Below are 22,943 nucleotides of genomic sequence, written 5' to 3' on the forward strand. Positions count from 1 at the left end.
GGCCGTGGGCCGTGGCGGCGCTCCTGCTGGGCGCCGCCGCGGTCTGGGCCGTGCTGCCCGACGGGCGCGCCGCGCGCGTCGAACGGGTCGCCGATTGCTATAGCCCTACCGCGCTGCCGCCGGTCGAGACGCTGGCCGACGGCCGCAAGGCGGTGCGGCTTCGCATCCTGCTCTGGAATGTCGAGGGCCTCCCCTGGCCGATCCGCAGCGGCCGCGCGGCGACGCTTCAACGCATTGCCGACTGGATCGCCGCGCGCCGCGCGGCCGGACGCGGCCCCGACATATTGATCCTGCAAAAGGCGTTCACGCCCGACGCCTCCCGAATTGCCGTGCAGGCGGGATATACCTCTATCCTGCCCGGTCCGGCGCGGGACCAGCTTCGGCGTCTTCCCGCCGCTGAAGCACCAGCTGCCTTTGCCGAAGGCGCACGCTGGTGGAAGGGCGAAGGAATCGGCAAATGGCTCGATGGCGGGCTCTATATCGCCACCGACATCCCTGTCGCCGCGGCGAAAAGCGAAGCCTTCGGCAGTCACAGCTGCGCGGGTTATGATTGCCTGTCGAACAAAGGGGCTGCGCTCGCAGAGCTCCGCGTTCCCGGCGCGCCAGAGGCGCTGTTTCTGTTCAACACGCACCGCAACTCGCGCGAACCCGCCAAGGTCGGGATCACCCGCGCCGAAGCATCGCACCTGTTGCAGACACAGGAGAATGACGCTTTCCTTGCCGCCGTTGCTCGCAACGCCGCACTTATCGCGGCTGGCGATTTCAACAATTATCGCGCGGGCGACCGCAGCGGCCGCTTTGCCGAGGATCCGGCTTTCCGATTGGCGGCAAAGGGCAGCGGCTTTGCCGGACGCGCCGCGCCGATGCGCGACGGCAAGGCGTGGCGGCAGGCCTACGACCTTGTCGGCTATCGCAGCGGTCGGGCCCTTCACATCGAACCGCTCGCCGTCGCAACCTTCTTCGACGGTAAAAATGGCCCTCGCCTTTCGGATCATGACGCCCAATATATAGTTTTCCAGCTCAGCTGGCGCGGCGACGCGGCGGCTGCGCCGGTTCCCTTGTCGCCCTGCACTCCCTGAACGGAAAAACCATCCATGTCCTACGCCCTTGCCTTCTCAGCCACCGGCCCCGCCGAACGCTGGGCCGAAGCCGCTGATACGGCCGACGCGCTTGTCGCCGGAGAACCCGACGCGATTGCGAATATGGCCAATGTCGCGGCCTTGATCTGGCAGGCGATCCCCGACCTGAATTGGGCCGGATTCTATCGCTTCGACGGCGAAGAGCTTGTGCTCGGTCCGTTTCAGGGTAAGGCCGCGTGCATCCGCATTCCGCTTGACAAGGGCGTGTGCGGCGCCGCGGCGCGGCTGCGCGCGACGCAGCGTGTCGACGATGTCCATGCCTTTCCGGGCCATATAGCGTGCGACGCCGACAGCCGGAGCGAGCTGGTCGTTCCGATCGTGGCAGATGATCGCCTGGTCGGCGTCCTTGACCTCGACAGTCCGCTGCCCGGCCGCTTTTCGGCGGCTGATCAAGCGGGCGCCGAAGCGCTTGTCGCGCGCATCGCGGGGGCATTTACCGCCTGACCCAAAATGGGACGCGGCACAAAGGGTTAACAGATTCGCGAGTCAGCGCTAATTTTGCTAAACATTTGTTAACAAATTGCCGGAGCGCAATGGTTCGGCAGGGGTTGGCAGGGAGTTTGGCATGCGGACGATTTTGCTTCTCGGGGTGGCTGCGGGAACGCTGTTGCTGTCGGGACGCGCATCGAGCGCCGAGCCGCACCTCGATTATAGCGCGCCCGCCACGACCGATACGCGCGTTTACACCGGCTATCCTGACCGCGTCCCGAGCGAGGTCGACTATCGCCGCGTCGACGGTCATTATGAGGCCGAAGGGCGCTGGTCGGGACGTTGGGACGGCACTTATGAAGCCCCCGACGGTCGACGCTACGAAGGCAGCTATGAAGGTGTGGTCGAAGGGCGACCCGGCACGAGCTACGCGCCGCCGCCCTATCATCCCGCTTATGACGGCGCGTCGGATTCGCGCCATGACGAAGACATGTATCGCCGCTGCGGCCGGGGGGGCGCAGGCGGGGGAGCGGTTGTCGGCGGACTCGTGGGGGGAATCGCCGGCAACCGCATCGCCGGAAAGGGCAATCGCACGGCGGGAACGCTGATTGGCGGCGGCGGCGGCGCACTCGTCGGTGCGGCGATCGGCGATGCCGCCGAGCGCAAGAAGTGCGAGGAATGGTGGGCAAGCCGGGGCGAGCATCAAATCCGCCGCTATCGCTACGACGGCCGTCCGGGGACGACTCATCGTTATTATGGCAGCCATGCCTACGGTCATTATGGCTATGGCTGGTACACGCCGGGCGTCGTCATCACGACCATCATCGAAGGCGAACCGCTGGTAACCGAAACCGTCGAGACCACCACCAAAACTTATTATGAAACGGCACCGGTCCGGAAGCGCTATGTTGCCAAAAAGCGCACGAAGCCAAAGGCAAAGCCCAAGCCGCGCTGCGTCTGCTGAACCAGTTTATCGAGGCGACCCGAGAGCTCGTCATCCGCAAGGGTGGCGAGCTTTCCTTTGGCCGCATCTGCGCAACGGTTCAGCGACGCGACAGCAAAGCGGGAATAGAGGAAAATAGAGCGGGCGAGACGCCCCTTGTCCCGCACCGGTGGAGTCATTCCAATGCGTAAATTTTCGGGTGCTTGCGCCGCAGCCGCAGTCGTCTTGAGTTCGGTCGGCCTTTTCGCGACTCCCGCCGAAGCGCGGCATCGTCACGGTGGTTGGGGCCACCGCCACCACGACCGCATCGACGCGGGCGACGTCATCGGCGGCCTGCTGATCATCGGAACGATCGCCGCCATTGCGAGCGCTGCAAGCAAGGATCGGCGCGACCGCGACGAACGTTATGACCCGCCTTATCGCGAACAGGACCGGCGCGCCGTTCCGAACTATGACCCCGGAGACGATGACGACGCTCCTCAGACGGGCGCCTATGGCCGCGGCGAAGCAGAGGCGCGCGCCGCCGATGCATGCAGCTGGGCGGTCGAGGGCGAAATGGGCGGCGACGCCCGCGTCGACGACGTTAGCGAGACGCGCGCGGATGGGGACAGCTGGCATGTCGCGGGCACTGCGTCGGACGGCGGCGGCGACGTCCGCCGTTTCGAATGCAGTTTCCGCGAAGGCCGCGTCGTCGACGTCAGCTTCGGCTGACACAGCCCGTCCACCCGGTAGAGCTTTCGGTGGCTCCGGCACTTGTTTGCCGAGGCCGCTTTCCGTTGATGAACACCAGCAAAACCAAGGCTGAACGCCAGATAAGCGGCGGGTTCAGCGTGACGTCACAGCCAGACCGGTAAAAGGTCTTCAACAGGCAGCGACTGTCGCCGCCTGCGCTTCAGGAGACCGAACCATGGCTATGAACAAGCTAAGCAAGGCCGCGATTGGTGCGGCCACTGCCGGCGCAATGGCGCTGACCGCCACCCCCGCGACGGCGCGTGACCGGCATGATCGCGACGGCATCAGCGCTGGCGAGATTATCGCAGGCGCCGTTGTGATCGGCGGCCTCGCCGCCATCTTGTCGTCGGGAAATGATCGCTATGATCGTTACGACCGTCGCTATGACAACCGCTATCGCGGCCGCTACGACAACCCGCGCTATGGGTATGGCTATGACTATGGCCGGTATGGCAACAGCCGCAGCGCGGTGAATCAGTGCGTCAACGCCGTCGAACGCGGCAGCCGCCGCTATGGCCGCACCGACGTGACAGAAGTGACGAAGATCGACCGCAAGCGCGACGGCTATCGCGTAAAGGGCCGTGTCGTCGTGACCGACGGCTATCGTGGCCGCTGGGGCCGCGGCGGCGGCTATTACGACCGCGGCAAGTTCAGCTGCGACGTGCGTTACGGCCGCGTTGTCGACATCGACTTTTCGGGTCTGCGTTAAGCTTTTCCAACTGTCGGCTCATATCAGGCCCGCCTGCGTATCGGCGCGCGGCGGGCCAATTTTCGTGCTCCTTTTGGCGTCAACGGAACCGAAATAGAAAAACGCTATACGAAAATTCACCTTCCTCGTTTAGGAGGGACGATGGGAACAGTTAGAATAGCCGCCTGACGTGGGAACAGGCGGTCGATTATAATATTAGGTCGCTTATGCCCGATTCCGAGGCCCGATCTGCCTCAACGGCCTCAGCCGAAAAGCGCCAACCGCGGCAATCGCGGCTGGTTAAGGCTGCACTCGCCTGCCAGCGGCTGGGCCGATTCGACGTTACGCTACGCAACGTGTCACAGACGGGAGTCGGCGGCCGCGGGCCGCATGTTCTCGAAAAGGACGAACAGGTGACGCTGTATATGCCGGGGCACGAGGCAATGACCGGGACCGTGCGCTGGGTCGCGGGCGAGCGATTCGGGCTCGAAACCGACAAGGAAATCGAAACGGCCCGCCTGCGCGCCGCGCATGCCGACGAACTGGTAGCCGCGGACAGCAAGAGCGAGTTCCAGATCGTCCCCGCACCACAGGTCGATACCTGGCGCCCGGGCCTGCGCCGTGCGACGAGCCTGCCCGGCCACTACGGCCGTAAGCGCTAAACCAAAAAGCCAAAAGGAAACCGGCGCGGATCACTCCGCGCCGGGTCCCCTCGTGAACTTGTCGTCGCAGAAAATTGCGTCAGGCGACGCGGCGCACCTCGTTGCCGTCGTCGTCGATATCGCGCAGCACATAGCCGCGACCCCAAACCGTCTCGATGTAATTTTCGCCGCCGCACGCGAGCGCGAGTTTCTTGCGCAGCTTGCAGATGAAGACGTCGATGATCTTGAGTTCGGGCTCGTCCATGCCGCCGTAAAGGTGGTTGAGGAACATTTCCTTGGTCAGCGTGGTGCCCTTGCGGAGCGAGAGCAGCTCGAGCATCTGATATTCCTTGCCGGTCAGATGCACGCGGATGCTGTCGACCTCGACCGTCTTGGTATCGAGATTGACCGCGAGCTTCCCGGTTTTGATGACGCTTTGGCTGTGGCCCTTGGAACGGCGAACGACGGCGTGGATGCGTGCCACCAGTTCGTCGCGGTGAAAGGGTTTGGTGACATAATCGTCGGCGCCAAAGCCGAACGAACGCACCTTCGAATCCATTTCGGAAATGCCCGACAGGATCAGCACCGGTGTCTGCACCTTGGCGGTGCGGAGCTTCTTGAGCACGTCATAGCCGTGCATGTCGGGCAGGTTCAGGTCGAGAAGGATGATGTCGTAATCATAGAGCTTGCCCAGATCCAAGCCCTCTTCCCCCAAGTCGGTGGTATAGACGTTGAAGCCTTCGGTCGTGAGCATCGTGTCGATCGCCTTGGCGGTCGTCGGCTCGTCCTCGATCAGCAATACACGCATTGGGCACCCCTTACACTCGATCCCCGAAGGGACTTCCCACGATGACCCCGCAACCCGGTCGCTGGCTCGTCATAACGGTGCCGGCGCCCGACCCCCGTTGCGGGACTGCCGGAACATTAACCATGAAACAAATGAAGGGGAAAGGTTAATTTTGACTTAACCCGCGGAATCCCGCGAGTCGCGCCCTGTGCATGACAGTTTCAGACTGTCGACAAGATGGTCAGAAAGCGCGCGGACGCGCGCCGGACGCAAGCGCGTCGGCGGCGACAGCAGGTGCAGAAAAGACTGCGGCAATGACCAGTCGGTGAGGATCGGCACCAGCTGTCCCGCCGCGATTTCCTCACGCGCGATGAACTCCGGCAACACGGCAACGCCGCCGCCGGCCACCAGCAGCGGCACCATGATGTCGCCGTTGTTCGTGAACATGGGGCCCGTCGGTATCACCGTCGCTTCCTCGCCTTCGCGCGAAAAATGCAGCGGCAATATGCGGTCGCGGTGGCCGTAGCCGATCAGGCGATGGCGCGCGAGTTCGAGTGGATGGCGCGGCGTACCATGCGCTTCAAGATAGGCCGGGCTTGCGATGATCGACGCGGCGACCGGCGCGATGGTTCGCGCAAGCAGGCTGGAATCGGCTAGCGGCGCGATGCGCAGCGTCAGGTCTATCCCTTCGGCTACCGGGTCATGCCGCGCGTCGCTGAGCATCACATCGACCGTGACCGCCGGGTGCCGTTCGAGGAAGACGGCGAGCGGCGGCCCCAAAACCTTGATGCCGAAGCTCATCGGCGCCGCCAGCTTGATCGGCCCCGAAAGGTCGATGCGGTCGCCGCGCGCCGCTTCGGTCGCCGCCATCGCCGCCGCAACCATCGCGCGCGCCTCGTCCAGGAGTCCCGCACCAGCGGTCGAGACTGCGACCGTGCGCGAACTGCGGTGAAGCAACGCGATGCCGAGCGACGCCTCCAGCCGCGACACCGCCTTCGACACCGTCGCCTTTGACAGGCCGAGCGAAGACGCTGCGGCCGTGAAGCTTCCGCCGTCCGCAACCGCCACAAAACAAGCCCAGCCTTCATAGTCGGGGAGCGACATGCAATCATCCTGCATATGGAAACAATAGATTTCCATCTATGCTATTTTGGAAACAATGCCAATCGCTATGTTGGGCTCAACCCAAGGCCGCCGCCATGCCGGGGGCGTGCCAGAGAAAGGAATGCCCGATGATCGACATTCGCAAATTCGACACGCTGGGCCACGCCAACCACGGCTGGCTCGATGCCCGCCATCATTTTTCCTTCGCCAACTATTATGACGAAGACCGCATGGGCTGGGGGGCGCTGCGCGTCTGGAACGACGATGCCATTGCCGCGCAGGCCGGCTTTCCGCCGCACCCGCACCGCGACATGGAAATCATCACCTATGTCCGCACCGGCGCGATCACCCATCGCGACAGCATGGGCAACAGCGGCCGCACCGAAGCGGGCGACGTTCAGGTGATGAGTGCCGGCACCGGCGTGACGCACAGCGAGTTCAACCTCGAGGACGAGGAAACGACGCTGTTCCAGATCTGGATCATGCCCGACCGTGCCGGCGGCAACCCCGGATGGGGCGCGCGCCAGTTCCCCAAGGCGGATCGCTCGGGTCGCTTCGTAACGCTGGCAAGCGGCATCGAGGGCGACGATGTCCTGCCGATCCGCGCCGACGCCCGTGTCGCGGCCGCGACGGTCAACGCCGGTGAGAGCGTGTCCTACGACCTCGGAGACGGACGCCACGCCTATCTGGTCGCTGCCAAGGGACGCATCCGCGTCAATGGTCTGAATGCCGATCCGCGCGATGGCATCGCGATCCGCGATGTCGGCACGATCATCGTCGAGGCGCTCGAAGACGCCGAACTGGTGCTCGTCGACAGCCTCTGACGAAATCCCCCCGGGCCGCCGCTTGTCCCCTCCCTGAGGCGGCGGCCCACCCCTTCTCCCTTCTCGAAATGTTCAAGGAGCAATGCCATGACCAATATTCTTCGTATCGACGCCAGCGCCCGCTATCAGGGTTCGACCACGCGCGCGCTCGCCGAAAAGCTTGTCGAGCGCCTGCTCGCCGAAAGCTATGGCGCCAAGGTCGTCCACCGCGACCTTGCAGCAACGCCGCCGGCGCTGCTCGACGAAAGCTGGGTATTCGCCAACTTTACCGACGAAGCCGAACGCAGTGACGACCAGAAGACGTCCCTCGCGGGATCGGACGCGTTGATCGCCGAACTCGAAGCCGCCGACACGATCGTTATCGGCGTCCCCGTGTATAATTTTGCAATCCCCGCCGCGCTCAAGGCATGGGTCGACCAGATCGCCCGCGCGCGCAAGACGTTCCGCTACACCGAAGCCGGTCCCGAAGGCCTGCTGAAGGGCAAGCGCGCCTTCCTGGTCGTCGCCTCGGGTGGCGTCCCGGTTGGCAGCGATTATGACTTTGCCACCGGCTATCTGCGCCACGTCCTCGGTTTCGTCGGAATCACCGACGTCACCATCATCGCTGCCGACCAGCAGATGGCGGACGAAACGGCAGTCACCCGCGCGACCGCCGCGATCGACGGCCTACAGCAGGCGGCCTGACCCGAAAGCGCGTCCCGCCGGGTTTGTTCCTTTCGCTTGACCCGGCGCGGACCGCGCCCGCACCCGGTCCGGCGCGGTTTCCGCTGCCGGACCGGGTCACTTTCCCGCTGCATCCATCCGATGGCCGCTGACGTTTCCGCTTTCGGCAAGGGGCTGCCCGCCCTATAGCGCGGCGATGCTTCTTTCAGACCGCATCCTCTTTCTCGACGGCGAAGCCCTCGTCCTCGACAAGCCCGAAGGCCTGCCCGTCGATCCGCCGCGCGACGGCAGCCTCAGCCTCGAAAACCATCTCGACAGCTTGCGCTTCGGTTTCAAACGCTGGCCGCTTGCCGTCCATCGGCTCGACCGCGACACGTCGGGATGCCTGCTGCTCGCGCGCAACCCAAAGGCACATGGCCGCTTCACGCGCGCGTTCGAAAGCCGTGCGGTCAACAAGCAATATCTCGCGATCCTCGACGGCGTTCCCGATGCAGCGAGCGGCACAATAGACCTGCCGCTGTCCAAAACCTCGACCGCCGAAACGGGCTGGCGGATGGTCGGCGACCCGACCGGCAAACCGTCGGTGTCGCACTGGGAAAAGCTGGCGGTCGTCGAGGGCCGCGCGCTGCTGCGCTTTCGCCCCGAGACGGGGCGCACGCACCAATTGCGCGTCCACGCGCTCGAAGGTCTCGGTTTCGCGATCGTCGGCGATCCCGTCTACGGCCGCGGCGGCCCGCGCGACCGGACGATGCTCCACGCCGAACGGCTTGTGGTCGATCGTGACGTCAAGCCGCCAATCATCGCCGAGGCGCCGTTCCCCGATCGTTTTGCTGCTCTGGGGTTCGAGGCGCCCGAGGGCGCGGCACCAACCCGTGGCTGAGATTCCGGAAAGCGCGATCAGCGAGCGCTTCCTCGCGGGGTCGGGTCCGGGAGGGCAGAATGTCAACAAGGTCGCGACCGCGTGCCAGCTACGCGTTGACGTCTATGCACTGGGCTTGCCGCCCGATGCCTTTCGCCGGCTGAAGACACTCGCGGGCAGCAAGCTGACGAGCGAAGGGGGGCTTGTCATCCTCGCGCGCCGGTTTCGCACCCAAGAAGCGAACCGCGCCGACGCGCGGAATCGGCTCAGCGAACTGATCGACGCCGCACTCACCCGTCCCGAACGGCGGATCAAGACCAAGCCGAGCAAGGCCGCGAAGGCGCGGCGTGCCGAAGGAAAAAAGGCCCGCAGCGCGGTGAAAGCGATGCGCGGCCGCGTGCGCGGAGCGGAGTAAACAGGATTTTTACGATGCTCCGCTAGACCACTCGAGCGATCAAGCGGAGCAGTTCATGAGCGAAATCCCAAAATCCGCCCTGAGGCCCCCCTTGTCTGACCGCCCCGAGTTTCGTCGGAGGCAGTATGAGGGGCGCCGGGATGATGATTGCCGCCGATCAACCGCGGACCATTACCGTGCCCGACAGGCGCCCGACAAAGCGCTCTCGCCGGGACAAATAAAGCCCCCACAGCCTGTAGCCACCGACGTCGAGTTGTTCCGATAAGAAACAGGAGTGCCGACTGTTTACCAAGTTCGTCTATCTTGCGGTAACTGTTTACGGCTTAGATCGACGTAGCGAAACTGGGTTATGGAAATCAGCGCCGTGATAGAAACGCAGAAGTTCAAGGTCAGACCAGCCCCCGAAGCCGCTCGTCGTTCGAAGCGTGCCCCCGTAAAGGCGCGCGCTCGGTTCCGCGAACCCGGGCTCAATCCATTCGATGTTGACCTGTTCGACCTGTCGTCGACCGGGTTCCGGATGGTCACCGCCTTTCGCCCGCAAATCGGCAAACACATCTGGGTGAACTTGCCCGGACTGCAACCGCTCGAGGCCGTGGTGCGCAGAGCTGACGGCAATAATTACGGGTGCGAATTCATTGCGCCGCTTCATCCCGCGGTGGCGGATCATCTGCAGGCAAGCCTGCGCGGCGCATAACGTCCCCAGGAATCAACGCGCGGCGTTCTCCGACAGGCGCAGGATATGCGTCCATTCAGCCGGGCGCACGCGCCCGACCGACAGCCGCGACTGGCGGATCAAATCCATGTCGGCAAGCTTGAGGTCGGCCTTTATGGTCGCGAGCGTGACGGGGTGATCGAGCGGCCGGACCGGCTCGACGCGCACGACGACCCACGGCGATCCTTCATCGGCGGTCGGATCGGGAAAGGCGGTTTCGGTAACCCGCATGATCCCGACACATTCCTTGCCGATATTGCTGTGATAGAAGAGCGCCTCGTCGCCGACTTGCATCGCCATCATGTTGAGCTTTGCCGTATGGTTGCGCACACCGTCCCATATGCCGGTGCCGTCCTCGACGAGTTGGTCCCACGGATAGACGTCGGGTTCGGACTTCATCAGCCAATATTGCTTGCTCATGCCGCGCGGTTTAGCCGAGCCGTGCGGCCGACGGAACCGCCTTTTTCCCTTTCAAGCGCACGCGGCAGCGCCTAAATCGCTCGGCATGTCGCGCGCCTTGCGGCGCCACCCCTGACCATATGGATTCGCAATTTATGACCGCCGCCGTCCCCGTCATTTCCATGTCGCTTTCCGCCGACGATTTTGCCCGTGATTTCGGAGCCTCGTTCGAGCGTTTCGGCTTTGCCATGATTACCGACCACGGCATCGACCCCGCACTGATCGACGATGCATGGACAAAGGCGAAGGAATTTTTCGCGCTGCCCGAGGAGGCGAAGCGCAGCTATCACATCCCCGGCGGCGGCGGCGCGCGCGGCTATACCCCGTTCGGAACCGAGATCGCCAAGGGCGCGAAAGAAGTCGATCTCAAGGAATTCTGGCACGTCGGCCGCGACCTGCCCGCAGGCCACCCGCTTGCGGCGCAGCAACCGAACAATGTCTGGCCCGCCGAGGTCGAAGGCTTCCGCGCCGTGTTCGATAAGCTCTTCGCCGAATTCGACCGCGTCGGAGGACAGCTGCTGTCGGGCATCGCGCGCTATCTGAAGCTCGCCCCCGATTTCTTCGACGACACGGTGAGAGACGGCAACAGCGTGATGCGCCTGCTCCACTATCCGCCGGTCGAAGCGCCCGCGAAGGGCATCCGCGCCGAGGCGCATGAGGACATCAATACGATCACCCTGCTGCTCGGCGCCGAGGAGGCGGGGCTCGAAATCCTCGACAAGGATGGCAGCTGGCTGCCCGTGTCGCCGCCTGCAGGCGCGATGGCGGTCAATGTCGGCGACATGCTCCAGCGGTTGACCAATAACCGCCTTCCCTCCACTACCCACCGCGTTCGCAACCCCGACGAAGGGCGCGCAAGCATCGCACGCTATTCGATGCCTTTCTTCCTGCATTTCCGCTCGGACTATCTGATCGAGACGCTCGATAACTGCATCGATGCCGAGCATCCGAACCGCTATCCCCAACCGATTACCGCCGACGATTATCTGCAACATCGGCTGCGCGAGATCGGGCTGAAGAAATAGCGTCCGGCGGCGGCCCGTCCCGCAAAGCGTTTCGCTAATTGGTCCAGTAGATATAATCCTGCCCATCGCGCCACGGCGCGTCGAGCGGCACGTCAATCCGCACGGGTCCTTCGACAAGGCCGGGCCAGATCGGTTTCGCCATCCCGGCGTTCTGCCTTGCAATCAGCGTGCGCAGCTCCGCAACGCGGGCGGGCTCGCGCGCCGCAAGGTCGGTTTGTTCGGTGGGATCGGTCGCAAGGTTATAGAGCCGCGCCTTTTCAGGCCGCTTTGTCAGCTGCAGTTTCCAGTCGCCGGTGCGCACCGCGCGATAGTCCCCCGAGCGCCAGAAGATCGCATCGCGCTGCGCCGGGCCGGCCAATATATCTTCGCTGTCGAGTAGGCGTCCGCTGGGCAGCTTTGCGCCCGCCGCCGCCGCGATCGTCGCGAAAATGTCGATATGACCGGTGACATCGGCGCGAGCCGTGTTTGCCGCAATTGCCTTGGGCCACCGCATGAAGAGCGGCGCGCGGATGCCGCCTTCGAAGAAGGTTGCTTTCCAGCCGCGGTACGGCGCGTTGAGATCGGGAATCCCCGCATACCAGGCGCCGCCATTGTCGCTGGTGAAGATGACAAGCGTGTCGTCGTCGATGCCAAGCTGTTCGAGCTTTGCCAGAATGTCACCGATCCGCCGATCCATATGCGCGACCATCGCACCATATACGCGCGTCTTGTGGTCCTTGATCTGCACGAACTTGTCATATTCGGCGCGCGTCGCCTGCAGCGGTGTGTGCGGCGCGGTAAAACCAAGGTAGAGGAAGAAGGGCCGGTTCCGGTTCGCCTCGATCGCCTCAATGGCCTCGTCGGCGAAATAGTCGGTCATATGCCCTTTCGCGGCAAAGCGCGGACTGCCGTTGAACGTCACCGCATGGCGCAGATTGGCCCAGAGAAAGCGATCGATCGGATCCCAAGGAAGCTTGGCATTGACCGCGTCCGCATCATCCTCGGGCAGGAACATCGCCGCGCCCGCCAGCACCGCGAGGCTTTCGTCGAAACCCTGCGCCTGCGGCTGGAGCTTGGGCGCTTCCCCCAAATGCCATTTGCCGATGTGAAGCGTGCGATAGCCCGCTGTCTTGACGGTTTCGGCGATCGTCACTTCGCTCGCCGGGACGCCCATGTCGGGATAATCGGGTATGTCGTCGGTGATGCGGTCCGCGTGAAACACCGCTTCGAGCGGCCCGACTCCGCCGCCATGGACAAGATTCTCCGCAAATTCGGTCGGCACAGCAGTAAATTCGAATCCGAAGCGCGTGGGATAGCGCCCGGTCATCATTGCGGCGCGCGAAGGCGAACAGGTCGCGTTGGCGGCATAGGCCGTCGTAAAATTCACTCCTTCACGCGCGATGCGGTCGATATTGGGCGTGCGCACGATGCCGCCCGCAATGCCGCCACCGTTCAAGCTGATGTCGTTATAGCCCAGATCGTCAGCGACGATCAGGATGATGTTGGGCGGCCGCTCACCGCTCCGTGCTGCGTCGGGACCGGCCTGCCACACGACCGGACGGTTCGGCTGAACGGGGTCGCGCCAATCCTGCACGATGCCGGGCAGCCGATATCGGTTTTCGGTGTAAGCCCAATATCCACCCGCGACGGCGAGCGCCACGACGCTCAGCCCGATCCAGCCCTTTGCCATCGCCCCACCCCTGCTCGCTGCCGCACAGCTATGAAAGTGACACTATATGTGTCATTATGTCGGTGGTCGCGCAAGCGCGGCATTGACGAAGGCAACGGAACAGGCCAGCGGGGTTTTATGGCCCAAAGCTTGCAAAGCCGGATCAGTGAAGTCGCCGCGCCCGCGCGCGTCGACGGCCGACGCGAGCGCGGCCGGTCGAGCCGGCGCCGGATCGTCAAGGCGATGATGACCCTGATCGCGGGCGGCGACCTGATGCCGAGCGCAGCGCGCGTTGCCGAGGAAGCGGGGCTGGGACTGCGCACCGTCTTTCGTCATTTCGACGACATGGACGCGCTTTACGCCGAGATTTCTGCGACAATCGCCGAACGTGTGTTGCCGATCGTTACAGCCCCCTACGACAGCACCGACTGGCGCGTGAACCTGCGCGATCTGGTCGAGCGGCGCGCGCGCGTTTTCGAAACGATGCTGCCTTTTCGCCTTGCCGCGAACATCAAACGCTACCAGTCGCCCTTCCTCACCGCGCAATATGGGAAAGTGGTTGCGATCGAGCGCGATCTGGTGCTGCGACTACTGCCCAAGGAAATGCGCGGCCGCACGGTTCCGGCCGAAGCGCTCTGCGCGGCGTTGTCGTTCCAGAACTGGCGGGCGCTGCGTCACGATCACGGAATGTCGGTCGAAGCGGCAGGCAACGTGACCGCGCATATGGCCGAGGCGCTGGCGGCGGCGCTCGCCGCCGGGGAATGACCGCCTAGTGCACCGGACGTCGCCGTCTGCGCCGCCATGCCCAAACAAGGGCAGCTACCAACAGACACGTCCCACCAACCCAAAGCCCAAGCCGGATCAGCCGCGCGCGTCCCTGCTGCGCGAAGGCATAGCGATCGATTTGGTCCGCGGCCGAATATCCCGGCGGCATGTCGAGTACGCCGTTCGCCTTGGCAAAGGCGCGATAGTCGGCGAGCATCGACGCGAAGCGGTCGGGCATCGCCGCCGACAGGTCGCGCGTCTCTCCCGGATCGCGCGACAAATCGTGCAATCGCCAGCGCCCGTCGCCCACCGGCGGCAGATTGCGCACCAGCTTGAAATCGCCCCGAAACAATGCAGCATTGCCCGACAATTCGTAACCAAGCGGATCATCGCCGTGCACGCTGCCTGCCGCATCGCCGAGCATCGGCACGAGGCTGCGCCCCATCACCGGTTCGACTGCCTTGCCCTGCCATTCGCCGCTGTGCAGCGCAACGCCGGCCAGTTCGGCCAGCGTCGGGACGATGTCGGTCACATGCGCAAAGCCCGCTTGGATTGTGCCCGCCCCGACCTTGTCGTTGCCGGGCCAGGCAATGATGAGCGGGACTCGCAATCCGCCTTCGGCCGCGCTGAACTTATATCCGGCTAGCGGCGATGCGGCAGCGCTCGCCCATCCCGGGCCGATCGCGCTGAAGCTGTTCGGCCGGCCGATATTGGCGGTCGAAAGATCATATTGCTGGTTCAGGAAGAACCGGTTGCGCCAGCGGTTGAACGGATTGGTCGGCTCGGCGCCATTGTCCGACAGAAAGACGAAGATCGTATTCTCATAATCGCCGGTCGCCTTGAGGTGCGCGACAAGGCGGCCGACCGCGCGGTCCATCGCCGTCGCCATGCCGGCATAGGCCTGCATCACGCGCACCGCGGCGGCGCGCTCGTCGCGATCGAGCGTCGCCCAATCGGGCGTGGTCGCCATCCGGACCATCGGCGCACCGGCGGGGACGATCCCGAGCGCCGCCGCCCGCTTTGCCCGCGCCGCACGCAACGCGGTCCAGCCGTCGCGGTACATCGCCGCATAGCGAGCGATGTCGCTGTCGGGTGCCTGGATCGGAATATGATTGGCGAGGAAGTTGATCGAAGCGAAGAAGGGCGCATTCGCGGCACGGCCCTCCTCGATATAGTCGATCATCCGTTCGACGACGAAGCGCGACGAATAATAGTCGGCCGGCAAGGTCGCGGGCTTGCCGCCCTCGGTCCAGGCAGCGGTTTCGTATAACCCCTCGATCGGGCGCTGCGCGAAATTGTCGGCGCCCGCATCGGCCAGGCTGAAGGCGCGATGATAGCCGCGTGCTTCGGGAAGCCGCCCGGCATCGCTGCCCAAATGCCATTTGCCGGTCAGATAGGTACGATAACCTGCCGCCTGAAACATCTGGCCGATCGTCACGACGCGATGGTTCATTACCGTGTCGTATCCCGGCTTTCCGCGATGTTCGTCGGGGATGGTTTCGGGCATGTTGCCGAGCCCCGCGCGGTGGCTCATTACCCCCGTCTGGAGCATCGCGCGGGTCGGCGAACAGGAGCCGGCGACATGGAAATTGGAAAAGCGCACTCCCGTGCGCGCGAGCGCGTCGATATTCGGTGTCGCGAATTCGGCGCCAAAGGCCCCGACGTCGGTGAAGCCCCAATCGTCGGCGAGCAGGATCACGACATTGGGGTAACGCGGCGACGCCGCAGGGCGCTGTGCCTGCGCTGGCGTCGCCGCGAACAGGGTTGCCAGAATCAATAAGACGGTGCGGCACAACCTACCGACGCGACCCGGCACCCTCCAGCTGTGCACGCGCACCGCCATGACCCTCGCTCTCCCCTCGATTATATTGACATTGATTATGTCAATATCCTGTTGGGGGCAATGGCCTTTCGGGCGTGATTTGCTGCCGGATCTCGTAGCACCGGCGCATCGACTCCGCGCATCGAAATGGGGTTGACGCGATCATTTTGTTCACTTAATGTTCTTTTTGTGCACAAACAACCTTTCCCCCGTCGCGGCCGCCGGGCGCGGCGGGCGGGGGACAAAGGTTCGCTGCCTCAGCTATCGGGTTTGACGATCTGACCAAAGCGCGCGAAGCTGATCATCAATGTCGACGCCGATGAACAATGCGATGCACAGACACACCTGCGTGCCCCCAGCCCAAAGATTTCTCCGCGCATCGACCAGAGCGGCGATAGCTGCATTTCGAGCCCGATGATGAAGTGGAAGAGCACGACGCCGAGTTCGGCGACGTGCAAGATCGCTTGGGGGTCGGAGAACAGTCTGAGCCCGAACAGACCGATTGCCAGCCCCCCGGCGGCCACGACATTCCGCTGCCCGCGTCCGAGACTTAGAACCTGCCCCTTTGTCTGAGCCGAGATCAAGCGGCTTTCGCGCTTCTTGACCGGATACGGCGCCAGCGCGATAGGATCGCAGACGGGGGGAGCGCCCCGCCCGTGGCGACGCGAACAAGGGGAATGCCATGACGCAGCAGGCGGCGCCACATTTTCCGACCCTTCCGCAGCTGTTCCTCAAATTCCTGCGCTTTGGCCTGCTGGCTTTTGGCGGTCCGGTCGCGCAAATCGCGATGATCCGCGAAGCGCTGGTCGAGGACGAAGGCTGGATATCGTCGGCGCGCTTCAACCGGTTGCTCGCGGTGATGCAGGTTCTACCCGGACCGGAAGCGCACGAACTGTGCGTTCACATGGGGATGATTGCGCGCGGGCGAATAGGCGGCCTTCTCGCCGGGCTGGGCTTCATGCTGCCGGGCTTCGCGCTGATGCTGGCCGCGGCCTGGGCCTATGACGAATGGCTCGCCAGCGGCACGGCAATGGCGAGTGCCTTTTTCGGCGTGCAGCTTGTGGTGCTGGCAATCATCCTGCGCGCGATCGAGCGCATCGGACGCCATGTGTTGGAAGACCGAATGCTCTGGCTGCTTGCCGGACTGGCTTTTGGTGCCACACTTGCAGGCGTTCCATTCTGGATACCGCTGATTGCATCTGGCCTCGCCTATATTGTGTCGGATCGACCATGGATGCTCGCCTTGATAGGCGCCGCGGCCCTGCTCCTGACCCTGCTCGTACCGTACATGCACGCCATAGGGTTGAGCGCCGCGCTCACCCCAAGCCGCGCGACCACCGCCGCGCTGTTCGTCGCCGGACTGAAGGGCGGCCTCCTCACATTTGGCGGCGCCTATACCGCCATCCCTTATGTGCGCGCCGATACTGTTGGACGCGGCTGGCTGTCCGACGGAATGTTCCTCGATGGCGTTGCGGTGGCTGGGGTCCTGCCTGCGCCGCTCGTCATTTTTGCAACTTTTGCTGGATATATGGCGGGAGGGTGGAGCGGTGCGGTTGCGATTACCGCCGGGATATTCCTGCCCGCCTTTGCTTTTTCCCTTATCTTTTTCGAACGGCTCGAGGCTGCAGTCGAGAACCCGGCGCTTCATCGCATGCTGACCGGCATCGCCGCCGCAGTCGTCGGCGTCATCGCCGCGACACTGGTTCAGCTCGGCACTTCGACCGCCGCACGCGCCTCCAACGTCGGCGTGGCGGTGACGATATTTGCCGCCGCAGCGGCGCTGATCTGGAACGCAAGGGGCAGCGCGCGAACGCCGGCGATAATCGCGGCGGGCGCGGCCGCGGGCTGGCTGTTCGCGCCCTGAGGAACGCCCACGATCGGAAACTCACCGGCTGGCTGGGGCGGCAGGATTCGAACCTGCGCATGGCGGTACCAAAAACCGCTGACATGCCGCCAAAGCCTAAGATCGGCGAGGCCGAAAGCCGCAGAAAACTGCGGATTTTTCGCGTTTAGCGAGTTTCGATTCCGTACTCAAGCAATTTTCGGGGACAAACTCGGGGAGATTTCCGATGTATGCGAGTTGAGCGCCGGATGTCCGAGGAGCGGATTATGATGTCACTAGCCATCTTCGCGCCTCGCGGCAAAGCAGCGGAAAACCGGCACCAAAGCATGTCTTTTCACTGCATTATTTGGGTCAATCACAGAAATTCTCGGCATGGTTCTGCCGAGTTCCAATGGGCGTGCGTCAAACGGCTCTCGGGCTCGTTCATGCCCCTATCGAGCTTTGCCACAGACTCAGGCGTATATTTCGCCCACATGGCAAGCCCGGCCGACTGCTGCCTGTCGCGGAACAGATAGAATTGCTGATGGATCAGCGCAGGCATCACCAGCCATTCCAGATTGAACCGCCCCGGGACCGCGGCCACCCTCTTCTTCAGGCTCCTATATACGATTCCTGACCCGAACACACACTATCTGCCACCTAGCAAAGTGGAGGGTCGAACTTGCTGCATCCCTGAGCCAATTGAAGTCTATTGGTGATTTGTAGACGCATGAAAGCCGCCCGCCTGATCACAGACGAGCGGCCATCGGTATTTCCGATCGGCTTAGAAGGTATAGCGCAAGCCGAAACGGAATATACGGCCCGTGTTCGAGATCAGAAGGGTGCGGTCCTTGGGGGCACTCCCCAGCGACAAGGATTCGCCGGCGATTGCATTTGGGACCGGCTCGTCAGCCTCCAACACCGCATAATCGCGACGCACCGTATCGAGCAAGTTCACCGCCTGGAAGTTAAACTGGAGCCGGTCGGTGATGTCGAATCCACCCGAGATATCGAGCGAATCATAGCCCTCAGAGTAACGGCGCAGACCGCCCTGCTCGGGAGCCGAAGAGACGAGATAATCAGAGCGCCAGTTGTAGGCCACACGGAGCTGTATGCCGTCCTTCTCATAGAAACCCGTCAGGTTGAAGGTGTGGTTCGACGTGTTGGGCAGTGGCGCCGCACGGAACACCTGCGGATTGCCGAGCGCGTCGGTAATCGTCTGCTCTTTCAGTTCCGAGTCCGCATAGGTATAGTTGGCCACAAATCCGAGGCCGCTCAGAATACCCGGCAGATAGGTGAAGTTGTGCTGGAGCGAGACCTCGACGCCGCGGACATAACCGCTGCCCGCATTTACGGGCCGGTTGAACTGCACGATCTCGCACTCACGCAGCGGGTTCTGAAGCGACAGGTCGAGCACGCGGTTCGGCAGACACTGGTCGAGCGGCTGCGCGTTCGGCGTATAGGGAAGAAGCAACGACGAAGCCGTCGGCTCAAAGCCGCTATTGGGATCGAACCGTCCGTTCGCATCGAAAAGCAGGCTACGGAAGTCGCGGATATAGAAAGTTTCCGAAACCGTTCGTTCGGCATCCTTGATCTGCTTGTTGAACAAGGCGACCGAAAAGAGCGAGTTTCGATCAAAATACCATTCGACTGACAGATCGAGGTTGGTCGATCTGAAAGGCCGCAGGCTGGGGTTGCCGGCGCTTGCGAAGGAATTGGCGAACGTATTTTCGTTGAACAGGAAGTTCGGCCGCAAACGGTCGATGTTCGGGCGCGCCATCGTCTGCGACGCCGCGAAGCGGACCATCAGCTTCTCCGAAGCGAGCCAGTTCAGGTTCAGCGACGGCAGGAAGTTATTGTAGCTGAACGTATCTGATGCATCGACAGATTCCAGCGGCACGAAGCTCGGGTCGGTTTGAGCGACCAGGTCGGGACCGAGTACCGCAATCACAGCCGCCTGGGCGTCGGCCAATGTTGTCGTATTTGCCGGATCGCCAGGACCGAAATATCCAAAGAAGGCGAGGTTTTCGGGACGCGTCGCGAATGACAGGAAGCTTGGCGTCGGAAGCGAACCGCCCCTGACGTCAACATTGGTCTTGACCCAGCGTCCGCCAACGTCGCCAAAGATGCGGCCATCGGCGAATTCGAAGTTGGCGAGAGCATAGCCGCCGAAGACTTCAAGCGTCAGATCGCGGAAATCGCGCCCGTCGGGCGAAGTGATCCCGGCGTCTCCACGCTGTTCCTGAAGCGCGGTTCGCAGGGCGAAGGGGTCGAACTTGACGATGCCGTCCGTGATGCTGTCGCGCCGGAGGCCGAGTTGCTCGCCAAAACCGTCGCGCAGGGCGCTTTCCCCGGCCACGACGAACGGCAAGATACTGGCGCGCGGATCGCCGAATGCGAAGCGATCGAGGAAGGTGTTGGTCTGGCGCTGAACGCGGTTGCGTTTGTCCCATTTCACCCCGAACTCGATCGACTTGATTGGTCCGAAGCGGGTTTCCCAGTCGACATCGAAGAAGAGACTCGTGGCCTTGTCGTTGATCGCACGGTCGCGCGAGTTGATCGAGCCGATATCGAATTCAAATCCGTCGTCGACGATCGCGAGGTTCGGATTGGCGCCGTTGGTACCGCCTTGCGTTCGATTGGGAACAGTATCGCTCAAAAAGATCGAGCAAAGCCCTCCCGAGACGCAGTCATAACCCTTAGTAAAGCCGGGGCGATTGTCGAAGCCGTTAAAGCCATTGTCGAAGCTTGCCGCTCCGGCTTGAGCCTGATTTTCGAGCTGCGCTGTCGCATAGATATAGTCATTGTCGCGGCCCTTGCTGTTCGAATGGCCACCCGACAGGTTGAACGTGAATGGCCCTGCCTTGTGCTCGGCATTGAAGCCGAGAACGAAGGTTTCCTCATAGGTGTCTTCATATTCCTGCACCGGGCGGACATAGCCGGGGTTGCGCGCGTCGCCCGGGCCATAGTCGGTGGCAATCGAACGATACCGAAGCAATGTCGAATTGGAGGGGTCGTAGACATTGTCCTGCCCCTCGCGCAGCGGAAAAAATTGCGGCGCGGCGCGGATCGCCAGCTGCGCACGGTCGCGCTTGCGGTTCACATGCGTATAGGTGGCATCGACCTGGATGTCCGTGTCGGACGTCGGCTGCCATTGCACCGTACCCGTGATGTTATTGCGCTTCGTTTCGAAGAATAGCTGGTCGTAGGCGATCTCGAACGGGAGGAGTACGCGCAACTGATCTTCGGGTGCTGTACCGCTTTGGTCGATCTGACCGGTCTCGATATTGGTGAGCCCGCCGGTGAAGAGAACGCCGGTGTTGTTCGAAAATGGCCCGGCGATATTGTTGGTCGCTTCATAGCGTGAGATGTTGACCGCATCGGTCCGGCCCGACGTCTGTTCGGAGGTCGCGACGAGTGAAATGCCGATGGTGTCGTTCGCGAATTTCTCCGACAGCGCGAGATTGACGCGATAATCGCCGCCGAAAATGTCATCACCGACGCTGAAACCCGGGTCGGCAAAGGGCGAATAGCGCGCCTGAATGTCGATCACGCGGCGATCATTCTTGACGCCGAGCGGTTTGAAGGTGGTCAGGCTGATCGTTGCGCCGAGGCTGCCTTCGTTATGATCGGCGCTCGCGGTCTTTGCGACCTCGATGCGCGAGAGGATATCCGAGGTGAAGGCGCTGAAATCGACTGCCTGACCTGAACTGCCGTTCCGCACATCGCCGGCGGCGTTGGTAACGGTGACCCCGTTCAGTGTCACATTGTTCAAATTGGCGTCGACGCCGCGCACGGTGACTGTCGAGCCTTCGCCATTGTTGCGCTCGATCGACACGCCCGTAACACGCTGGAGCGCTTCGGCGATATTCTGGTCGGCCGATTTGCCGATGTCTTCGGCGTTGATGCCGTCAACGATATTGCCCGACTCCCGCTTGGCATCGAGTGCGTCGGCGAGCGAGCGACGAAAGCCGGTGACGACGATTGCATCGTCGTCCTCGGGTTCTGCACCGACCGGTTCGCTGCCGGTCTGGTTCGAAGAAGGGCTATCGGTCTGCGCATAGGCCGGACCCGCAGCACACAGCAGCGCGACTGCGGAAGCCGAAAGAAAGAGGGTGCGGCCGAAGCGCAGCTCCAGGCGATCGTCATAATTCTTGGACATGATACTCTCCCCAAATTCGATACTATTTCTTGTCGTTCGTCTATGGCGCGCAGCACCGGCAGGCGGATGCTCCGGTCTCAGTTCACTTCGAAATGTCGGATGAAATCCGGATCCGGGTCGACACCGAGGCCGGCCTTGGTGGGCAATGCCACGCTGCCGCCGCTGGCTTTGACCTGTTCGGAAATCCTCAGTGGCTCCTGAAGCAATTCCTCGCGAAAGCGATTTGGCGTCGTGTCATATTCGAGCATCGGCTGGACAGGATGCGCGCCACCCGGAAAATCGGGGAGCGCCGCGAGCAGATGCAGGTTGGTGCCGACGGCGACGGCCGATCCCCACACATGGTTGACAACCGGCACGAAATGCGCCTGCGCGAGCGCGAGCACCTTCAGATATTCCGTGATCCCGCCGAGACCGCAAACCTCGGGCTGGAGAATGTCGACGCAGCGACCGCCGACGAGGTCACGAAAGCCCCAGCGCGTAAATTCCGCCTCGCCGCCCGCGATGTTGAGATCGAGCGCTTCGCACAGATCGCGGTAGCCTTGGCGATCCTCTGGCGCGACGGGCTCCTCGAACCAGGCGACATCGAGCTTTTCGAGCGCCCTTCCCAGGCTCACCGCCTCGCGTGTCGTATAGGCATGGTTTGCATCGACCATCAGGCCCGTGTCGTCGCCGATCGCGTCGCGCACCGCTTCAACGAGTTCGATGTCGGCCTTGGGGCCGAGACCGATCTTCATCTTCATTGCGCCGAAACCCGCATCGCGGATTTTCACGCTTTCTTCGGCGAAGCGGCGCGCGAGGTCATTCTTGCGCTGCAACATCATGCCATAGCCATAGACCGGGATGCGCTCCCGAAAGGCGCCGCCCATGAGCTGGTAGACCGGACAATCACAGGCCTTGCCGGCAATGTCCCAGAGCGCGATATCGACCCCGGACAGTGCCTGGATCGGCATGCCTTTCTGGCCGTGATCGCGCAGCAGATTATAGACCTTGTGCCAGATGACTTCGCGGTCGCGGGGGTCCATTCCTACGACCAGCGGCGCGATCACGCGCTCGACGATCGTCTTGTTGGCAAAGGCGACCGCGCCTCCGCCGAAACATTCGCCCCAGCCGGTGATGCCCTCGTCGGTCTCGACCTCGACAAGGTGCGCGGTGCGCTTCGCATAATATTGCTGCGAATAGCCTAGCTCTTCGTCGAGGTCATATTGCAGCACATGACTCTTGATAGCGGTGATCCGCATCAGATTGTTACCGCTCTTGTAGTAATGACCGGCATAGCCCGGCTTCTCCCTCTCCCGTCGCTCGGC

23 protein-coding genes are annotated in these 22,943 nt (G+C 62.9%); 14 read left to right on the forward strand and 9 right to left on the reverse strand.

Annotated elements, in window-relative coordinates; translation table 11 throughout:
* The first annotated feature begins 11 nt into the window (after positions 1-11).
* The 6 genes from JI743_RS06550 to JI743_RS06575 all read left to right on the forward strand — a co-directional run bounded on the left by JI743_RS06550 (position 12) and on the right by JI743_RS06575 (position 4,593).
* A complete protein-coding gene (locus JI743_RS06550; protein ID WP_201927071.1) occupies positions 12-1,079 on the forward strand; it encodes an exonuclease/endonuclease/phosphatase family protein in 1,068 nt (355 codons plus the stop codon).
* 15 nt (positions 1,080-1,094) lie between these two features.
* The gene (locus JI743_RS06555) at positions 1,095-1,583 is read left to right on the forward strand and encodes a free L-methionine (R)-S-oxide reductase MsrC (RefSeq protein ID WP_201927073.1); all 489 of its coding nucleotides are present in this window, start codon (positions 1,095-1,097) and stop codon (positions 1,581-1,583) included.
* 121 nt (positions 1,584-1,704) lie between these two features.
* The gene (locus JI743_RS06560) at positions 1,705-2,532 is read left to right on the forward strand and encodes a hypothetical protein (RefSeq protein ID WP_201927075.1); all 828 of its coding nucleotides are present in this window, start codon (positions 1,705-1,707) and stop codon (positions 2,530-2,532) included.
* Between the two features lie 162 nt (positions 2,533-2,694).
* The gene (locus JI743_RS06565) at positions 2,695-3,222 is read left to right on the forward strand and encodes a hypothetical protein (RefSeq protein WP_201927078.1); all 528 of its coding nucleotides are present in this window, start codon (positions 2,695-2,697) and stop codon (positions 3,220-3,222) included.
* Positions 3,223-3,424: 202 nt separating this feature from the next.
* Entirely contained in the window at positions 3,425-3,952 is a 528-nt protein-coding gene (locus JI743_RS06570; protein WP_438870679.1) for a hypothetical protein, read from the forward strand.
* 206 nt (positions 3,953-4,158) lie between these two features.
* Positions 4,159-4,593: a PilZ domain-containing protein gene (locus JI743_RS06575; protein ID WP_201927082.1), complete on the forward strand. Its 435-nt coding sequence runs from the start codon at positions 4,159-4,161 to the stop codon at positions 4,591-4,593.
* A gap of 79 nt (positions 4,594-4,672) precedes the next feature.
* Here the strand turns inward: JI743_RS06575 and ctrA are convergent, their stop codons facing one another.
* Together ctrA and JI743_RS06585 are read right to left on the reverse strand one after the other, a co-directional pair.
* Positions 4,673-5,380, reverse strand: a complete 708-nt coding sequence (gene ctrA / locus JI743_RS06580; protein ID WP_201927084.1) for a response regulator transcription factor CtrA — start codon at positions 5,378-5,380, stop codon at positions 4,673-4,675.
* A 156-nt stretch (positions 5,381-5,536) separates the two neighbouring features.
* Positions 5,537-6,463, reverse strand: coding sequence for a LysR family transcriptional regulator (locus JI743_RS06585; protein WP_201927085.1), 927 nt, complete (start codon positions 6,461-6,463; stop codon positions 5,537-5,539).
* Between the two features lie 128 nt (positions 6,464-6,591).
* Here JI743_RS06585 and JI743_RS06590 point away from each other — a divergent pair, with 128 nt between their 5' ends.
* The 5 genes from JI743_RS06590 to JI743_RS06610 all read left to right on the forward strand — a co-directional run bounded on the left by JI743_RS06590 (position 6,592) and on the right by JI743_RS06610 (position 9,918).
* A complete protein-coding gene (locus JI743_RS06590) occupies positions 6,592-7,287 on the forward strand; it encodes a pirin family protein (RefSeq protein ID WP_201927088.1) in 696 nt (231 codons plus the stop codon).
* An 87-nt stretch (positions 7,288-7,374) separates the two neighbouring features.
* Entirely contained in the window at positions 7,375-7,971 is a 597-nt protein-coding gene (locus JI743_RS06595; protein ID WP_201927090.1) for an FMN-dependent NADH-azoreductase, read from the forward strand.
* 175 nt (positions 7,972-8,146) lie between these two features.
* A complete protein-coding gene (locus tag JI743_RS06600; protein ID WP_201927100.1) occupies positions 8,147-8,830 on the forward strand; it encodes an RluA family pseudouridine synthase in 684 nt (227 codons plus the stop codon).
* Positions 8,823-9,224 carry an alternative ribosome rescue aminoacyl-tRNA hydrolase ArfB gene (arfB, locus tag JI743_RS06605; protein ID WP_201927103.1) on the forward strand — a complete coding sequence of 134 codons (402 nt, stop codon included), beginning with the start codon at positions 8,823-8,825 and terminating at the stop codon, positions 9,222-9,224. Before JI743_RS06600 ends, arfB begins: the two co-directional genes overlap by 8 nt.
* 364 nt (positions 9,225-9,588) lie before the next feature.
* Positions 9,589-9,918 (forward strand): PilZ domain-containing protein, encoded by a 330-nt coding sequence (locus tag JI743_RS06610; RefSeq protein WP_330902118.1) that lies wholly within the window; start codon positions 9,589-9,591, stop codon positions 9,916-9,918.
* Between the two features lie 12 nt (positions 9,919-9,930).
* On the opposite strand, the gene JI743_RS06615 is transcribed toward JI743_RS06610, so the two are convergent.
* Positions 9,931-10,356, reverse strand: a complete 426-nt coding sequence (locus JI743_RS06615) for an EVE domain-containing protein (RefSeq protein ID WP_201927112.1) — start codon at positions 10,354-10,356, stop codon at positions 9,931-9,933.
* A 134-nt stretch (positions 10,357-10,490) separates the two neighbouring features.
* Here JI743_RS06615 and JI743_RS06620 point away from each other — a divergent pair, with 134 nt between their 5' ends.
* Positions 10,491-11,420, forward strand: a complete 930-nt coding sequence (locus tag JI743_RS06620) for an isopenicillin N synthase family dioxygenase (protein WP_201927114.1) — start codon at positions 10,491-10,493, stop codon at positions 11,418-11,420.
* 34 nt (positions 11,421-11,454) lie between these two features.
* Here the strand turns inward: JI743_RS06620 and JI743_RS06625 are convergent, their stop codons facing one another.
* Positions 11,455-13,089: a sulfatase-like hydrolase/transferase gene (locus tag JI743_RS06625; protein ID WP_201927116.1), complete on the reverse strand. Its 1,635-nt coding sequence runs from the start codon at positions 13,087-13,089 to the stop codon at positions 11,455-11,457.
* Between the two features lie 117 nt (positions 13,090-13,206).
* Here JI743_RS06625 and JI743_RS06630 point away from each other — a divergent pair, with 117 nt between their 5' ends.
* A complete protein-coding gene (locus JI743_RS06630; protein ID WP_201927119.1) occupies positions 13,207-13,833 on the forward strand; it encodes a TetR/AcrR family transcriptional regulator in 627 nt (208 codons plus the stop codon).
* 4 nt (positions 13,834-13,837) lie between these two features.
* Here JI743_RS06630 and JI743_RS06635 read toward each other — a convergent pair whose 3' ends face one another.
* Both JI743_RS06635 and JI743_RS06640 read right to left on the reverse strand, forming a co-directional pair.
* The gene (locus tag JI743_RS06635; RefSeq protein ID WP_227339950.1) at positions 13,838-15,610 is read right to left on the reverse strand and encodes an arylsulfatase; all 1,773 of its coding nucleotides are present in this window, start codon (positions 15,608-15,610) and stop codon (positions 13,838-13,840) included.
* A 302-nt stretch (positions 15,611-15,912) separates the two neighbouring features.
* Positions 15,913-16,239 (reverse strand): cation:proton antiporter, encoded by a 327-nt coding sequence (locus JI743_RS06640; RefSeq protein ID WP_236659705.1) that lies wholly within the window; start codon positions 16,237-16,239, stop codon positions 15,913-15,915.
* Between the two features lie 98 nt (positions 16,240-16,337).
* Here JI743_RS06640 and chrA point away from each other — a divergent pair, with 98 nt between their 5' ends.
* Entirely contained in the window at positions 16,338-17,519 is a 1,182-nt protein-coding gene (gene chrA / locus JI743_RS06645; protein ID WP_201927123.1) for a chromate efflux transporter, read from the forward strand.
* Positions 17,520-17,853: 334 nt separating this feature from the next.
* Here the strand turns inward: chrA and JI743_RS06650 are convergent, their stop codons facing one another.
* The 3 genes from JI743_RS06650 to JI743_RS06660 form a co-directional block, all read right to left on the reverse strand.
* Complete coding sequence (locus tag JI743_RS06650) at positions 17,854-18,123, reverse strand: toxin-activating lysine-acyltransferase (RefSeq protein WP_330902123.1); 270 nt, start codon at positions 18,121-18,123, stop codon at positions 17,854-17,856.
* A gap of 138 nt (positions 18,124-18,261) precedes the next feature.
* Complete coding sequence (locus JI743_RS06655; protein WP_201927127.1) at positions 18,262-21,639, reverse strand: TonB-dependent receptor; 3,378 nt, start codon at positions 21,637-21,639, stop codon at positions 18,262-18,264.
* Positions 21,640-21,716: 77 nt separating this feature from the next.
* On the reverse strand, positions 21,717-22,877 hold the full coding sequence (locus JI743_RS06660; RefSeq protein WP_201927129.1) for a mandelate racemase/muconate lactonizing enzyme family protein: 1,161 nt from the start codon (positions 22,875-22,877) through the stop codon (positions 21,717-21,719).
* Between the last annotated feature and the right edge of the window lie 66 nt (positions 22,878-22,943).

Source organism: Sphingopyxis jiangsuensis (assembly GCF_016734905.1).
Classification (GTDB): domain Bacteria; phylum Pseudomonadota; class Alphaproteobacteria; order Sphingomonadales; family Sphingomonadaceae; genus Sphingopyxis; species Sphingopyxis jiangsuensis.